At 53.3% G+C, this 15,670-nt stretch carries 20 protein-coding genes; 3 read left to right on the forward strand and 17 right to left on the reverse strand.

The genetic code is table 11. From position 1 onward, the window contains the following. The first annotated feature begins 526 nt into the window (after positions 1–526). Positions 527–1,063: a peroxiredoxin-like family protein gene (locus Q363_RS07865; RefSeq protein ID WP_035349201.1), complete on the forward strand. Its 537-nt coding sequence runs from the start codon at positions 527–529 to the stop codon at positions 1,061–1,063. A 23-nt stretch (positions 1,064–1,086) separates the two neighbouring features. On the opposite strand, the gene Q363_RS46145 is transcribed toward Q363_RS07865, so the two are convergent. Further along, complete coding sequence (locus tag Q363_RS46145; protein WP_084080136.1) at positions 1,087–1,497, reverse strand: methylated-DNA--[protein]-cysteine S-methyltransferase; 411 nt, start codon at positions 1,495–1,497, stop codon at positions 1,087–1,089. Between the two features lie 98 nt (positions 1,498–1,595). Here Q363_RS46145 and Q363_RS07875 point away from each other — a divergent pair, with 98 nt between their 5' ends. Further along, entirely contained in the window at positions 1,596–1,841 is a 246-nt protein-coding gene (locus Q363_RS07875; protein ID WP_035349202.1) for a hypothetical protein, read from the forward strand. A 420-nt stretch (positions 1,842–2,261) separates the two neighbouring features. Here the strand turns inward: Q363_RS07875 and Q363_RS07880 are convergent, their stop codons facing one another. From Q363_RS07880 to Q363_RS07940, 15 genes are all read right to left on the reverse strand, one after another. Further along, entirely contained in the window at positions 2,262–3,224 is a 963-nt protein-coding gene (locus Q363_RS07880) for an HPP family protein (protein ID WP_051978537.1), read from the reverse strand. Positions 3,225–3,353: 129 nt separating this feature from the next. Continuing rightward, entirely contained in the window at positions 3,354–4,355 is a 1,002-nt protein-coding gene (locus Q363_RS37900) for a phytoene desaturase family protein (RefSeq protein WP_245632100.1), read from the reverse strand. Positions 4,356–4,470: 115 nt separating this feature from the next. Continuing rightward, the gene (locus Q363_RS43830) at positions 4,471–4,740 is read right to left on the reverse strand and encodes an FAD-dependent oxidoreductase (protein WP_245632101.1); all 270 of its coding nucleotides are present in this window, start codon (positions 4,738–4,740) and stop codon (positions 4,471–4,473) included. A 140-nt stretch (positions 4,741–4,880) separates the two neighbouring features. Next, positions 4,881–5,177 carry a hypothetical protein gene (locus tag Q363_RS40275; protein ID WP_157466641.1) on the reverse strand — a complete coding sequence of 99 codons (297 nt, stop codon included), beginning with the start codon at positions 5,175–5,177 and terminating at the stop codon, positions 4,881–4,883. Beyond that, complete coding sequence (gene msrA, locus Q363_RS07890) at positions 5,089–5,610, reverse strand: peptide-methionine (S)-S-oxide reductase MsrA (protein ID WP_035349204.1); 522 nt, start codon at positions 5,608–5,610, stop codon at positions 5,089–5,091. The genes Q363_RS40275 and msrA overlap by 89 nt, the downstream gene beginning before the upstream one ends. Before the next feature lies 1 nt (position 5,611). Beyond that, positions 5,612–6,070 carry a peptide-methionine (R)-S-oxide reductase MsrB gene (msrB, locus tag Q363_RS07895; protein WP_035349206.1) on the reverse strand — a complete coding sequence of 153 codons (459 nt, stop codon included), beginning with the start codon at positions 6,068–6,070 and terminating at the stop codon, positions 5,612–5,614. A 168-nt stretch (positions 6,071–6,238) separates the two neighbouring features. After that, positions 6,239–7,009: an SDR family NAD(P)-dependent oxidoreductase gene (locus Q363_RS07900; RefSeq protein ID WP_035349207.1), complete on the reverse strand. Its 771-nt coding sequence runs from the start codon at positions 7,007–7,009 to the stop codon at positions 6,239–6,241. A gap of 85 nt (positions 7,010–7,094) precedes the next feature. Continuing rightward, positions 7,095–7,613, reverse strand: a complete 519-nt coding sequence (locus Q363_RS07905; RefSeq protein ID WP_084080137.1) for a YkgB family protein — start codon at positions 7,611–7,613, stop codon at positions 7,095–7,097. 550 nt (positions 7,614–8,163) lie between these two features. Then, positions 8,164–8,508 (reverse strand): carboxymuconolactone decarboxylase family protein, encoded by a 345-nt coding sequence (locus tag Q363_RS37905; RefSeq protein WP_157466623.1) that lies wholly within the window; start codon positions 8,506–8,508, stop codon positions 8,164–8,166. Positions 8,509–8,854: 346 nt separating this feature from the next. Continuing rightward, a complete protein-coding gene (locus Q363_RS07915) occupies positions 8,855–9,235 on the reverse strand; it encodes a GNAT family N-acetyltransferase (RefSeq protein WP_035349208.1) in 381 nt (126 codons plus the stop codon). 332 nt (positions 9,236–9,567) lie between these two features. Further along, complete coding sequence (locus tag Q363_RS07920) at positions 9,568–9,927, reverse strand: cupin domain-containing protein (protein ID WP_035349210.1); 360 nt, start codon at positions 9,925–9,927, stop codon at positions 9,568–9,570. Positions 9,928–10,082: 155 nt separating this feature from the next. Continuing rightward, positions 10,083–10,685, reverse strand: coding sequence for a response regulator transcription factor (locus tag Q363_RS07925; protein ID WP_245632102.1), 603 nt, complete (start codon positions 10,683–10,685; stop codon positions 10,083–10,085). 246 nt (positions 10,686–10,931) lie between these two features. Continuing rightward, positions 10,932–11,360, reverse strand: coding sequence for a DoxX family membrane protein (locus tag Q363_RS07930; RefSeq protein ID WP_245632103.1), 429 nt, complete (start codon positions 11,358–11,360; stop codon positions 10,932–10,934). A 73-nt stretch (positions 11,361–11,433) separates the two neighbouring features. Then, the gene (locus tag Q363_RS07935; protein ID WP_035349319.1) at positions 11,434–11,820 is read right to left on the reverse strand and encodes a cupin domain-containing protein; all 387 of its coding nucleotides are present in this window, start codon (positions 11,818–11,820) and stop codon (positions 11,434–11,436) included. A 51-nt stretch (positions 11,821–11,871) separates the two neighbouring features. Beyond that, complete coding sequence (locus Q363_RS07940) at positions 11,872–12,402, reverse strand: carboxymuconolactone decarboxylase family protein (protein WP_245632104.1); 531 nt, start codon at positions 12,400–12,402, stop codon at positions 11,872–11,874. 29 nt (positions 12,403–12,431) lie between these two features. Between Q363_RS07940 and pdxR the strand changes: the two genes are divergently transcribed. Further along, positions 12,432–13,907 carry a MocR-like pyridoxine biosynthesis transcription factor PdxR gene (gene pdxR / locus Q363_RS07945; RefSeq protein ID WP_035349215.1) on the forward strand — a complete coding sequence of 492 codons (1,476 nt, stop codon included), beginning with the start codon at positions 12,432–12,434 and terminating at the stop codon, positions 13,905–13,907. Positions 13,908–14,036: 129 nt separating this feature from the next. Here the strand turns inward: pdxR and Q363_RS07950 are convergent, their stop codons facing one another. After that, complete coding sequence (locus Q363_RS07950; protein WP_169746949.1) at positions 14,037–15,614, reverse strand: MFS transporter; 1,578 nt, start codon at positions 15,612–15,614, stop codon at positions 14,037–14,039. Between the last annotated feature and the right edge of the window lie 56 nt (positions 15,615–15,670).

The raw sequence follows: 15,670 nt of genomic DNA on the forward strand, positions 1-15,670 counted from the left end.
CAGACAGGCGACCAACCCATCCCCGAGCACCCTTCGGGTGAACCGGCTTCCGGCTCCGGGCTTCGCCCTCCGCCTCCAGCCGGTTCACCCGAACTCCACAAAGATGTCGTCAGCAGTTGATGGCGGTAGATGTCGTTCGTAGGGAGAAATAACTGTCGTCAAAGGGAAAGAGTAGTTGAGCTGTGCCAGCGCTCGCCGCTTCTCGGGATAGGACACCGCCCAGTTCATCCAGTGTTGCCAGAGGCTCCAAAGCTGCTCACGAGGTTCTGCACCCGTGGGAAGGCCCGTCATTGTGTTACTCACATGGGCAGTGGCGAGGGACGGCTGCCCGAACTCACTCTATAGGTTTGTGCAGCACTGAACCAATAGAAATGAACAGGGTCTTCTGTCACAGTTTCCACGATCATACGTATAGCCCAAGATCATGAACCCTCAGTCACCAGGAAACTTGTTTCTTCCTGGTTTGAGAATCTGATGATTCCAGCTTTCTGCCACGCATAGACCAACGCCCGAAGAGGATTAGACGATGCTTATTCCCCGTGACATTGCTCCTGCCCTTGTAGTTGAGACCCTCTCAGGAACGCCCTATGATTTGAGTCTGGAGAGGCCCGCTCGCTTCTCCCTCGTCTGCTTTTATCGTGGCCTGCATTGTCCTGTCTGTTCGAATTACCTTAGGGAACTAGATCGCCTGACGCCGGCTTTCGGAGAGCGAGGCGTAACCACCGTCGCGATCAGTTCGGATACAGAGGAGCGTGCGCGACAAATGTCTCAAAAGATCGGTGCCGTAAACCTGAGGATTGGATACGGTCTTGAGTTGCCTGAGGCTCGTAAGTGGGGTCTCTATATCTCAGCATCGCGGGGAGAGAGCTCCATCGGGATCGTCGAACCACCACTGTTTTCAGAACCTGGTGTATTTCTTTTAAGGCCGGATCAGTCGATCTACTACATCTCAGTCCAGTCCATGCCTTTCGTTCGGCCCAACTTCCAGGAGATGGTGCAGGCGCTCGACTTCATCATCAGCACTGATTATCCGGCGAGAGGCGAGTACATAGGAGCCGTCTAAACGCAGGCAATGGCTTCGAAGAATTAGCTAGTGACTGTCGATTCGATGACGTGGTCCGGATCTGCAAACGGTAGCTTATGCATCGCCCATGCCGCCGAAGGATCCGGCCAAGAAGAATTGGGGGACTTGGCATATTTCTCTTCGTGCTTGAGTAGCCATGACTTTCGATGCAGGCCTCCGCCGTATCCAGTGAGCGATCCGTTGCTCCCTATTACACGGTGGTAGGGAACGACGATGCTGATCAGCATTAGCTCCATTGGAGAGTCCGACAGCGCGAAAAGCTGAGGGAAGGCAAGTTTTTTCGACAGGATTCCATAGCTGGTTGTTGCTCCTGCAGGGATGGTTCGGAGAGCTTCCCATACGCTCTTTTGGAATGCCGTGCCGCCTGTAGCTACAGGAAGCGAATGTTGTGGGACGATAGTGTGACGAGGCATCTGAATGAATAATTTTTGTACCGGGCTCTGAAGCTTGAGTAGTTGCTAATATGCGATAAAGACCGACCAATCGAAGCTGAAATTAAGAGGTGAAGCTAATGGATAGGGAAATCGAAGCGATCATAGCCCGCGAAGCCGGTTACGGACGGGTAAGCAATGACAGCGAACGTTCTGAAGATGAATTGGTAGAAGAGGAAGGATTTCGTAGCGACGGTTACAGCGATGCAGACGCTCGCGAAGAGATAATCGAACTAGAAAACGACACGATTGACACCCTCGTCAATGACAGCCAGGATGCCCCCACGGAAGGTATTGACAATGGCGGCTGGAACCACGACGACTAGCGTGCTGAACTCCTCAATCGAGCACGTTTCCTGCTGATGGACTTACCCCGTGGAGCACCCAAAATGAAGATTTAGTATCAATCGACGCTGGACTTCGCCTAACACCCTAATTACGCAAATGCACTGGCAGCACACTTCCGAAAAATTGCCAGTTCAGGGACCGCGGTCCTTCTCCATGGCCGAGTTGGCGATCCTCGGAATCATCTACCCGCCTCCGAGATCATCGGCTCACCCGTCGTCTATCAGAGCGTCGTCGATCCAGCCTTTATTCGAGCTGTACTGGCGTCAGAGGAGGCGAACTCAGACGCCTTTATCGCTGCTTCCTTCAGCGAGCCCATTCTTCCGAAGCTACGTGGTTTGGCAAAGATCCCAGTGGTCTCAATGTCGGAGGCTTGCTTCGTCGCGGCGACAGCGAGGGCTTCAAGTGTTTTTCAACATCTGAAGAATGCGCCTATAGCCGAAACAGCACAGTACCAATGCAATCGTTCCAAGGAACACCGAGATCGGAAATTTATAATTTGGCATTTTGATGACGAACGGCAACAAGCCCACCGCAAGCGCCGGCGGCATGTGTACCTCGAAGCGGCGAAGAATGATGATTGAACAGAGAACCGTCACCATCACGGCGAGGACGGTCCCTTGAACCAGATCGTACGTCAGACGACCTATGGTTGAGGTCAGCAGGCAGACGAAAGGGAACAGTACGGGTCTGCGAACCCAGTCGGGCGCTGTTGGATGTCCGACAATCTCATAGGCCATTACGATAACGGGTGGGAAAAGAAGGAAGCGAAGGTCTGTGAACTGAGCGGCAGCGCCGACCAGGATAACAAAAGTCATCAACCCCACCGGCCAGAATCGGTTGAGTGGAATAGCTTGGTGGGCCTCCACAATTTCATTGTGCTTCATCACCTTCTTAGGTGGATCAATGCAGCAGAGCCCGTATCGATTCCAGAGCATCAGGATCACGACCAACAAGCTGACATCAGCGAAGATGGCGAGAGGGTAGTACCAGCTTCGTTCGCCCAGGACGAGAGGAAGTACACCTGCGGAGATAGCCGGCCCGATGGCAGATTTTGTCAGCCTGATGAACACCAGACTCAGCGCAACAATGAGAGCGATGCTGAGAACGTTGTAGCTCAGGTGGCGAGTGAGAAAGAGACCCAACGCTGCGGTGACCGTAGGCGTGACAATCAGCCGTAGCGGCTGACTTGCCCACTTTCCTTGGGGTCGGTTGATAACGTCGTGCGACAGGGCTACAAGTTCAGGGAACAGAATCACCGCCAGACCCGTCTTAGAAGCCACAAAAGCTACGAGGCCCATAAACGCAAGGACGACGACTTCACCCACAATCCTGGCGGTCGTGCTTCCACGCACGGTTTGCATATCTCTTCCTCTTTTCGGGGAATAGCTGCCCTTCGGATGAGCAGTTGCTAGTGGATGATGGGGGACGTAAGCCCTATGTGCGTACCTGAACCCGCAAGAGCGATAGAACTTGTGATGGACAATGAACCTTCAAAGACCCAAATCTGCGAGGGCCATCTTAGCCGCGTGAAATCCACACATCCCATGAACTCCGCCTCCCGGGGGAGTAGATGCTCCGCATAAGTAGAGACCGGAACGCGAAGTGCGATACAGCGAACATGTAGGACGAAAGAGTAGTTGGCGAACGTTCATCGCTCCGCCCAGAATGTCGCCCCCCACCAAGTTCGGATTCCAACTCTCCAAAGCCTTGGGTGAAGAAACGGAGCGAGACAAAATGCAGTCGCGGAACCCGGGAGCGTAGCGGACGATCTGACGCTCGATAGATTCGACATAATCTTCGGTGCTGCCATTAGGAACATGGCAGTAAGCCCACGCGGTATGTTGGCCGGCTGGAGCCCGGCTGGAATCGAAAAGTGATGGCTGGCCGAGAAGAACGAATGGTTTGTTAGGGGAAAGGGTTCTCTCAGCCTGGGCAATCTCTTCGAGAGAGCCTCCGATGTGAACAGTAGCGGCACGCTGGCATTCGCGGGCAGTCCAAGGAATTGGTGCACTCAATGCATAGTCGATCTTGAAAGCGCCAGCCCCATAACGAAATCTCTCTAATTGATTTCGATAATCACCGGACAGGTGGGAACCAGCAATGCGAAGGAGCTGACGAGGAGTGATGTCTGCGAGCACGAGGTCAGACAAAGGCAGGTCGGTTACGTCATGACCGTTTTCAACTCGACCACCGAGATTTTCCAAATGCCGGACAAGGGCATCTGTAAGAGTCTGTGCACCACCACGCAGGATGGGCCAGCCTTTCGTATGCCCTGCAGCTATCATCGTCAAGCCAACAGCAGCTGACGCGGTGGTTTCAAGCGGAAGGATGGAGTGGGTTGAAACACCGGCAAAAAGCGCTTGGGCTCGCTTTCCGGCAAAGTGAGACCGGGCCAAGGACAGCGCCGGCAATAGAGCAGACAAGCCGAACCGCGCAAGCACGAAAGGACTTCTTGGAATATGCAGGATGGGGCCGAGAATCTCTTCGGTCAATGCCGCGAAGTTGGAAACGACAGGTTCTATCAGCGATCGATATGCTTTGCGGTCACATGCATCAAGTGTCTCGACTGTTTCTTCAATCGAGTGCTCAAGTATGACTGCAGTTCCGTCATCGAGGGGATGCGCGAATGCTGCCTGCGATGTAATCCAGGGAATGGTGAGGGGAAGAGAATCGTAGAAGGGACTTGCAGCACCCAAGGGGGTATGTCGACGAGCCCAGGTCATGAAGAAAACCAGGCTGCGTGGCTTCGGCAGTGGAACATCCACCGCCAATCCGCGTATTCCGTTCCAAAACGATTGTTTCTACCTCCGCCGCAGCAAGGGTAATAGCGGCTGAGAGTCCATTCGGTCCCGAACCGATAATTGTCGCAGTAGGCATGAGCAACACGCTCTCTCGAAAACCTGGTTGAAGGTCCCGTCAAAATCACCTGCCTCAGCCGAACGGCTTCTTCATCCGGCCCTTGGCAGATAATTAGTCCGCTACTTCCTGTTAGCGTTACCTGCGGGACAAGCCGCCATTTAGACCTCTATAAGCTGCGAAGCCAGAGCTGAGGCGCGAGATGGTTTGACGATCCTAAAATCTTCTTCGCCTTCTTCTGCGAGCTCATCCCATCCACCAGGTGGCGTGATTGTATGCTGGACCTCCTTTGGCTTCCAGGTGTTCGGCTCATAGGCAAAGACCGGCGTGAACTCAGTTAATGCTCGGTCAACGATTCGCCAAGCCTCCTCAACGTAATCCCGTCGGGCGAAGAGTGTTGAGCTTCCACTTCGGACGGATAAAGTGACATGTGTATCCGTTTGGATGATGTTCGAGATAGTCCTGGTGTTCCGGCTCTGCTTGCCAGAACGTGGCGGCAGGAGAAACCTCAGTTACGACCTTCCCTGGCCAGATTCCCGAGGCGTCGATATCGGCGATCGTTTTGTCAGCGATCTGTTTCTGTGCTTCGCTGATGTAGAAGATAGCTGAGCGATAGCTTGAGCCATAATCGTTTCCCTGACTGTCGGTCGTCGTTGGATCGTGAATCTGGAAGAAAAATTCAAGGATTTTGCGATAGGTCTGCTTATCGGGGTCAAAGATGATTTCGATGGCCTCCGCATGCCCCTCATGGTTTCGGTAAGTGGCGTTGGCCACTTTGCCGCCTGTATAACCGACACGGGTCGAGATAACGCCTGGGAAGCGACGGAATAGATCCTGCATGCCCCAGAAACAGCCGCCCGCGAGAATCGCTTTCTCCGTAGAGTTGCACATATTACTTCTCACCTTCCTGTGATTCGAACAGCCTATTGTATTGACCGTAACCTTCGCTTTCGAGCTCATCGAGTGGGATAAACCGAAGAGACGCCGAGTTGATGCAATATCTCAGCCCGCCCATCGCGCGCGGACCATCATCAAAAACATGGCCAAGATGGCTATCGCCATGTGTGGATCGGACCTCGGTCCGCTTCATTCCGTGAGTGGTGTCCTGGTTTTCCACCACATACTCTGGGTCGATGGGTTTGGTGAAGCTGGGCCATCCAGAATGACTCTCGAACTTATCCGTGGAGGCAAATAAAGGTTCTCCTGACACAACGTCGACGTAAATACCAGGCTCCTTATTATCCCAATACTCATTCTCGAATGGCCGTTCAGTGCCATCACGCTGCGTCACCCGATATCGTTCTGGGGACAAACTAGATATGGCGTCTGGGTTTTTGCGGTACTCTGGCATATCTCATCTCCTGACTTTCCAATTGTGACGTTCTCGCCCTTCGTCGACGGCTCTGAAGATCGATGGTCGCATCCAGCAAACTGATCTACTAAACAGATGTAACCCGTCTCTGGAGCCTGAAAAAGGAACGGCGGCAATCGAGATGATTGCGCCATCCCTCCCTAGCTGCTAATTGCGGCCTGCCATTACGCCGCCATCCACCGGCAAGATGGTACCAGTAATCCACGCACTCTCATCGGACGCTAGGAAGAGGATTGCGCCGGCGACATCCCCGGGTTGCCCGATACGCCCCAATGGGTGGAAGGCATTGAAAGTAGGAAGAACTTTCGGCACCTCGTCCTTCGAGAGAAACGTAGAGTAGAGTGGGGTCTCAACCACCGCCGGAGCAACCGCGTTGACCCTGATCTTGTCAGCTGCCAATTCGATGGCCAGATTGTGCACGAGGGCATGAACGCCTGCATTAGCTACTGAATAGGCAGAGGACGGGGTTGCACCGATGGCCTGAAGAGCCCATAGAGAACCGGTCTGAACGATCGCGCCGCCACCGCGTTTCTTCATCGCCTTCGCGGCTGCCTGTGCCATGAAGAATTTGCCCTTCAGAATCGTATTGAGGAAGCCATCATACTGCTCTTCGGTAACCTCGGAGAACGGTATCGGCTTGAAGATCCCAGCATTGTTTATTAGAACATCCAAGCCTCCAAACTCTTTCTCGGCGAGATCTACGAGAGCAGCTCCGGTTGCAGGCTTGCCGATATCTCCAGCGAGGACGCGGACCGCGCCGGGGTCTTCCGAGACCTCTTTGGCGGCGGCATGAAGTTTTTCCTCATCTCGCCCGCCAAGAACGACCGATGCGCCGTGGGCGACAAGACGCTTAGCCGACTCTTTCCCGATCCCAGAGCTGCCGCCAGTAACGATTGCTACTTTTCCCTTGAAATGCATGAAATCCTTCCTGTTGTTGTAATGCGTTAGCGGAGTGAAGACCGCTTGCCAGACCCAGGTCCTGCAAGCCGACCGACAATATGTTCTACACGCGATCGCGCAGAAATTTGGGCAGTGATGTGGCGGCGCTCAGAGAATCAGCCAGCGTCCATATCGAAGCGCCGAGCAGTGTGAAATCTTTGATCAGGAACTCGCCTACATCGCCCGACAGGGCAGGAAAGCCGCCTAGACTCGGTTCCCAACCTGGAGTCGTAATGATGAAAGACAGCGTGGTGAGAAACATAAAGATTGCTCCTACGCTCCCGACCGCGGATGCTTTAGGAAACCAGCGGCGAAGAGCGATGAGGATCGCGATTGTCATCTCCACTGCGCCGATGATTTCCGTGAAATGGTGAACTGTCCAGATGCTGTATCCCCAACTCAGCAATGGACTGTGTGCAATCAGTGGTTCGATACCTTTTGCTTCGTATTCTGTGACTTTCATGGCCGCAATCCAGCCAATCGCAATCACCAAGCCGAAGCGAAGAAAAAAGAACCCAAGGCGTTCAATTTGTGCCACTCTTCGAGTCTTGGTGCTGTGAAACATCGTTGATGAGTTGTTCATCGTAATTTCCTCTTCTCTCTTTTCTTGGCGGCGCTCTTGAGTGGGACCGGGTGTCCCGGTTGGGTGTAAAGGAAGCCTTTGTTTGGCGACTACAAAACAACCAACTCTAGTACAAGTGCGATTGTGCGCTTAAAAGCAATCCCCTCCATCCTCAAAAGCCACAGTAACGACGCTGTAGTTCTCTCTAGGTTCTCCTCACGAAACCAAGCGCCCGAGAAGGGTTAGTATGCTTTCATCCCTATATCTCCCTGTGAGATGGCTTCAATTTGTGACCTGTTCACTTGATGCGGTACGGCTCATTGTTCTCATCGCGCTGTACCGTGTCCTTCTATCGCTTATCGATCGTTTGGTTATTTAGGGTGCCCACATCAGCTGAAGAGAAGGCGGCCCTCAATCTCGTTCTTACAAGCGACAGGCGCTTCGCAAGCGGAGGTCGACTATGAATGGTTCAACGTCACAGGCGCGAGCCCAAGCGAAATTGTTATTGGCATTCAATGCCGGCCCGGCAAAGATTCCGCCACGACGCTGCGGGCGTACTCACTCGGATCGATCAGTTCCTCAGAAACTCTGAGTCAATCTCAACCTCTGAGACATGGTCGAAGTAATTGCTGATCGTCTTGAGTCCGACGCCCACGGGAACTTCAAGCAGCTGGTCTTTGGAGTATCCTGCCGCGACAAATGCGTCAATCGTCGTCCTCGGAGCATATCCACGCTGTGAGACCAACTGTCTTGTGAGGTCGACCAAAGCATTTAGTTTGGGATCGGACAGTGGTCTGTCATTCTCGATCGCGACGATCGCATCGCCTGGTACGTTAGCAAAGAACCTTGCGAGCAGCGCTGTGGGATGTTGTGCAGTACCTGCAAGCATTTTCCTTGCTAGCGGCCAAGAAAACAATTTGCTGTTCTCCGGGAGTTAGGGTGCCGTGCTGGAAACCGAGATCCGCATTGAGGTATACCCTTAGTGCTGAAGGCGAGTGAGCCATGGTTGCGATTAGGTTGGGCACGAATCCGTAGTATCGATGAGCCTGTTCCAGCAAAGTCCTCGATGCCAGAGGAGCGTCATGCATCAACAGCGGAGTGAAAAGGGGGGCTTCTGCTGTGTTCATACGAGTGGTTCCTTCAAATCGTTCTATAGTGGATGCGAATCCATTGGTTGCTGTCTTGCTCTGTTATGATTCGTCCGCTCACGTCTTTCATTGCGAGCCAGGCTCCGGTGAGTCCATAAGGGAATAAACGATCACTCAGCGGTCGCTAGCTACGGCCATAGTCTGACCGCCGCTCAACGATTCGTTGTCCGCGATCAAGGCTTGAGCAGCAACGACGTAACGTTCCTTGAGCTCGGGATGACGCGCTAGATGTTCCTTCGCAAACGGGCACACGATGCGGAGATGAGACGAATCACGCGAGGCCAATTGGACAGCCTCTTCTACGAGCTTTCCTCCAATGCCCATGTGTTGCAGCGATGGTGGGACCTCGGTGTGCCAGATCGTCATCTGGTTTTTGTCGTCGATGGAGTAGCTTAGAAAGGCGACGGAGTCTCCCACGCGTTCTTCGAGACGGTGCACTCTCACCTTATTCCGAGTCTTGGTTTTGATTAAGGCTTCCGCTTCATCGATCGTCATCACATAGTCCTCTTTTCTTCGAACGTAGGTACTTCTCTCGCGAGAAGCGTCCTGGGAGTGGGTCGAAAAGTCTGTTTTCTGGCCTCATAGGATTCGCTCCTCGCTCCTGTGTTCGGTGTTGCTGCGACAGGATGCCGCTGAAACACTCCAATCGCCAACACAAACGCCATCACTAACGAGAGGGAGCGGCCTTCGTCAGGAAGCGACCGAGCGCCCAAAGTGTCAACTTCCACCGAAAGTTTCTCAATAAGGCGGGCGCCGCCTGGCGATTCCCGCAGACGGCTCCCGATCTGATCGCGGGCTCGTGAAAATACCACTCCTACGACGAGCCGTTAAGCCAATTTAAAATCATCGACAACAGATGGATAGCTGAACGTGACTAGGACGGAGCATCCTGTCTTCGTCGTATGGGGACCGTGAATGGTGTTTGGCTTGATATTGAATTCCGTGCCCTTCGGATGCGAGATGCCTTCGTTTATGAAGTCACCGTCAAGGACGTACGACGTTTCGGTTGTTCGCTCGTGTACGTGTCTTGGAATTTCGCTCCCTGGCTCCATTCTCAGTAGGGCCACTGCTGGACCTAAGGACTCCTCACTATTTAAGACTTTGAGGGTAACATTCCCTTTGGTCTTTGGAAATGGTGCCGGTATAGCCTCGACCTTCGAGGCTTCGACAGTTTGTGTAAAACTCATAACATTCTCCCTTCTTTCTGTCTCTCGTTTTTCTTTCGCGCCATGCGTCCGGGCATGACGGAGTGTCTGTAGGCTAATCATCAAATCGGACAAATCGGCTGACGTTCAGAACAGCCGGAGGCCTGAATTTTTCTATAGGAGCGTTGTTCTGCTGTCTATTCGAGTTCCAAGAGGCCACGTCGAAAGCCGATGGTCACGGCGTGGGCCCGGTCATTTGCCTGGAGCTTTCCGACGATGTTCCTGATATGGAAATTGACCGTCGTTTCGCAAATTCCTAAGCTTCCGGCGATCTGTTTGTTCCGATTGCCATCTCGGATCAGCCTCAGGACCGAGCTCTCCCGTGGAGAAAGCTCCTCCTGTCCTAGATGTTCTGCGATTGTGCTCGCTACCTCGGAAGGGATGTGTCTACGGCCCTCAGAGACCCAACGGATCACGCGAAGCATCTCTGCTTTTGGGGTGTTCTTCAAAACATAGGCTGCAGCGCCCGCATTGAGTGCGCGGCGTACGTCCATATCTTTTTTCGATGTACTCACCATCATCACGATCGCGCGAGGGCTTTCCTTCCGGATCGCAATAAGCGCATCCGTACCGCTCGCGCCCGGAAGTCTCTGATCCATAATCGTCACGTGAGGCCGGATGCGACCAAACTGAGAAAGAGCATCCTCCGCGTTCTCCGCCTGACCGACAAGGAACAAATCGGGCTGCGATTGGATGATCATACTCAACCCTTCGCGAAAAATCGGGTTGTTATCGACCAACAATATCCGTACGGGTTTCGGTGGTGGCATATCGCACCTCCTATCAAACAAAGCTATATTTCTCTCAACCGAACGACGGTAAACGACCCTACCGCACACTGAAAACGGCACTCCTCGAGATCGAGCTCTCGCTCCTTTTATTCGCTGTTTCTATTACGCGGAGCGTTCTCGCTATCGAAGTTAGTGTTGTTTGTGATCGGATCGCAGTTTTGCGATCGATTCGGGAGCTTGTCCAACGTGAATCTGTCAGGCTCCCAGAACGCCAGTAAGAATGCTGCAGCGGCCGCAGAGAAGACCGAATAGTCGAATGGCGTCTTGATGCCAAGACCTGTGACCATACCCATAGCAAATGACAAAAGAAGAAGGCCGGAGAGGTACGGAGGTCATTCGTGTCTTGAAGCCTGCGATGAGCAATATCCCAAGGAGTGTCTCCGCGACGGTCGCTGCCCATGCAAACGACACCGTCAATGAACTGGGGAAGAGAGACGTCACCGCGCCCGTGTACTCCACGAAATGAGCGAAATCTCCCCAGGATACGTTCTTTGTTCCATATGGCCCCCATACGCCAAAACGATCAGCCACAGCAGATAGAAAGGAAGCTCCTAGCGCAAACCGTGCGAACAGACGGACAATCTCTGTCCCATTCTCTGTGAGTTGCGCGGCTTTTGAATTCATACGTCCCTCCACGTAAGGAATATTGCTTTAGGCAAATGGTTTCATCAGGGAAATGCAATGCTCGCGTCCGAAGCTAGTGAACGGGAGTGAGAATCGGTGCTCCTTCATTCTTGATAAAAAAAACGACGAACTTCGCTGGTTTTGTCTTACTAGAGTTGCGGCTTACGGTATGAACGTCTTCAGGTGATTCGTAAAATACCTGCCCGGGACCGAGCCGCTGAAGCGTGCCTCCGCGAACCTGCATCTCAACTTTCCCTTCGAGAACATAGACAACCGTATGCGCATCATGCCGGTGGATTGCGCCGATCGCTCCTGGGGCGTAATTGACAGTTACGACTTCAATCTCTTTACCCGGCGCTTCCGGAAGCCGTTTCGTAAAGAGCGTATTCACTTGCTGGGCATGCGTTGCCGTGGCAAGTCCGAAGGTAAAGATAAATACAGAGAGGATGAGCTTCTTCATGTTACGCATCGGTTCTGTTCCTTTCGGGGATGATGTGCTGCGATAACCGGCTTAACCGATCTTGTGTGGCTGATACTCACCTGGGATCTTGCGGAAACCTATCGCAAGTCGATTCCACCCATTGATCGTGATGATCGCCAATGAGAGGTTGACCAGTTCTTTTTCGCCAAACTCCTTCCGGACTTCGGCGTAGACGTCATCCGATGCGCGGCCTTCCGTGATAAGGGTTAGCGCTTCCGTCCATGCGAGAGCCGCGCGTTCGCGGTTGGTAAAGAAGGTCGTTTCTCGCCATGCAGACAAGGCGTAGAGACGTTGCTCCGTCTCACCATTCATACGCGCGCTTTTGGAATGCATATCAATGTAGAAAGCACACCCATTGATCTGTGAGGCTCTCATCTTGACTAGTTCCAATAGAGATACCTCAAGCTTCGATGACTTACTTACGAAGCTCTCTAATCCGAGCATCGCATGGTAAGCAGCGGGTGAAACCTTCGCCGGCTCCAATCTCATCTTCACGACGTATTCTCCTTCCACAGTTAGGTTATATTGGAATGGAATAGCCGACTGGTCCATAATTAGCATGATGACTAGTCCATGATAGGTGCCTGAAAATGCCGAAGATAGAGACATTTCAAGACCTGGTCTTAGAACCAAGGAAGGATGGCCAGGAGATGTGGCGCTGGCTCTATACTGAGCTGCGCTCCGCAATTATTGATGGCCGATTGAAATCTGGAGCACGATTGCCGTCCACGAGAAACCTCGCAGCACAATACGGCGTTGCCCGGGGTACAGTCGTGGCAGCATTCCAGCAACTTCAGGCTGAGGGATTCGTTTCGTCCGAAGTGAGTGCTGGAACATTTGTCGTACCGGCGCCAGGGTGGGAGATGACCTCTCCGACTAAACAAAGATCTTCCCGGCCGGTAATCTCCAGAGCGACGATAGCAAAGCGCACGCAGAGTCTTCTTAAGCCCACATTTTTCTTGCCAGCTTCGCATTCCATCGGTAAGGCGTTTAGGGGCTACGAGCCGGCTATCGACCTGTTTCCAGTCGACTTGTGGGCGCGGATTGCGGCGCGCGTTTATCGCAAAGCACCCCGTTCTTTGTATGGGCAGGGTGATGCAGGTGGTTATCCGCCGCTGCGAAGAGCCATCGCGGAATATGTGGGACATTCCCGCGGAGTACGTTGTTCCGCTGAACAGATCATCGTGACATCGGGCGCGCAGCAGGCGTTGGACCTCTTGGCGCGAGTGCTTCTCGATCCAGACGACGAGGTGTGGATGGAAGATCCCGGGTACCCTGGAGCTTCTCAAGCCTTTCAGAGCGCTGGCGCGAGTGTGATTCCCATTCCAGTTGATGGGGACGGTATAGATGTCGCAAGAGCGATAAAGTCATCTCCCGCCGCCCGTGTGGTGTATGTAACACCAGCCAATCAGTTTCCCCTTGGATCTGTTATGTCAGCAGAGAGACGAGTCGAACTTCTTTCCTGGGCCGCCCGTGCGGGGGCATGGATTATCGAAGACGAATACGATGCGGAATATCGTTATTCCGGGAAGCCGATCGCGTCACTGCACAGCCTCGATAGATCTGGATCGGTCATTTATGTTGGAACATTTACGAAGATGCTCTTCAACGCTCTTCGCATTGGGTTCATCGTTGTTCCGGAACGGTTAGTCGAAGCATTTAGAATCGCACGAAGCTTCATTGATCGCCATGCTCCGACCTTAGATCAGGCCGTGCTGACGGAATTCATCAACGAAGGTCACTTCGGCCACCACGTTAGAAAGATGAGGCAGGTCTACTCGGAGCGTTCGCAGCTACTTACAGAAGAGGCGAATCGGCGTCTTTCCGGTTTGCTCGATGTAGAGCACGCGCAATCTGGGATGCGTACCGTAGCCTGGATCACAACACGTGTCACCGAAATGGAGTTGACACGACGGGCAGAACAGCTGGGATTGGAAGTTGTTCCAATGTCCAAATATGTCAGGAAGTACGAGCAGAAGCCGGCGTTGACGCTGGGCTTCGCAGGGTGTAACGCGAGTGAGATAAAGAGAGGCGTGTCGGTTTTGGAAGCTGTACTTTCTCGATAAATCCGTACCAACGGACGCCACTGGGTGATCGAAGAACAAACAGAAATGCTCCTACGCGAGCTGCTGTCGTTTTTGCCCTAGATTCTCTGTCCGTATTTCTCTTACTTGCACGTTCTCTCCAGCTCCGCGTCACCAGAGAATAACAGGCAAGGCCGAAAGCAGAGCGGCAACAGCGCAGCAGTACATCACCAATTCGTATCCGTCCGTGTAGGAGTCTGCGAGAATCGCCGCGGCCGTCTGCTTCTCCTTACTGTTGAGTGTGTTTGGAATCTCGGCAGCGGCCATGAGAGACCGTTCCGCATAGAGTCTCTCTTTGGCGCTCGACGGCAAAGAAGAACCCGACAATTTTTGAGCGAAGGAATGGTCAAATGCTTGAGACAGAACAAGAATCAGTCCGGACAAAACTAGTAGCCCCGCGAGTCTTGAAACCGAGTTATTTACAGCGGAGGCCAAACTGCTCTTGCCGTCAGGAACCGAAGTCATAACGACATTCGTGAGCGGCGCCAGACCGATCGTGATGCCCACACCGAGGCCAACCATTCCCGGCAGTAGAGAAGTCGCGTAGCCCGGCTGCCTAGCAAAGATAGCGAAAAGCGCGATCCCCGCTGCCGAGGCAATAGCCCCAATGATCAGGAATGGCCGCTCGCCGAAGCGGGCACTCATTCGTCCGATGCGGCTCGCAAAAATAAACATCACCGAAATGCCTGGCAAAAATGCAGCCCCTGTCGCTACGGCATCCAGATGTTTGATTTGAATTGCGAAGAACGGAGTCATATAGAAAGTCACGCCCAACGCTCCGTAGAGTAGAAACGTAAGGATGTTAACCGATAGGAACCGCTGATTCTTGAACAGCGAGAGTGGCATGAGTGCGTTCTCTTGCCGTGACTGGGTCACAAGAAATGCCACGATCAGCAGCAGGCCGAATACGAAGGTTCCACCGATTTGGAGATCGTTCCACCCGTATTCCGAAGCGAACGATAACGAATAGACAACAGCTCCCAGCCCTAGCGTATTGAGAAGCGTCCCCCTCAGGTCAAGCTTCCTTAGACTTTCGAGGCTGAAATCTGATTCGCTCTCGCGAAGCTTCGGCAGGAGAAAGAAGATCCAAACGGCAACTGGCAGGTTGATTGCAAATGCCCAGCGCCAATTGAGAGACTGTATCAACCACCCTCCGGCCACTGGCCCCAAGGCTGCGAAGACGCTGGTCCACGCCGACCAAGTGCCGATGGCTGCGGCACGATCCTCGGCAGAATAGGCCGCCGATAAGATCGCGAGCGATTGCGGAATGAGAAGCGAGGCTCCTATTCCTTGCAGGGATCGCCATACGATCAGGAACGATAGAGAGTTCACAACGGCACAGCCAAGAGAAGATGCCGTGAAAAACGCCACGCCCAGCACGAAGATCTTCTTTCTGCCAAATTGGTCGCCAAGAGCTCCACTGAACAGGAGAAGTGCGGCAGAGAAGAGTGCGTAGCTTTGCACGACCCACTGCACCGATGACGCACCAGCATGGAAGGTACGCTGAAGCGTTGGCAATGCAATGTTCACAATGGAACCGTCCATGAACGCGAGAGACGAACCCAAGATCGTAATCAACAAGACGGCTCGGCGATTCGTTTTCGCACAAGGATGGTAGTCGGGGTCGAGGTCAGTCGCTTCGGGACATGGGATCGCCTGTGGGGTGCGAATCGCATTCGCGTTGTTCACGGTTCTCTCCTTGAACGGCATCGTCACTCGAAAAACACCGAGGCAGGTTCCGTTCA

This window comes from Edaphobacter aggregans DSM 19364 (genome assembly GCF_000745965.1).
Taxonomy (GTDB): domain Bacteria; phylum Acidobacteriota; class Terriglobia; order Terriglobales; family Acidobacteriaceae; genus Edaphobacter; species Edaphobacter aggregans.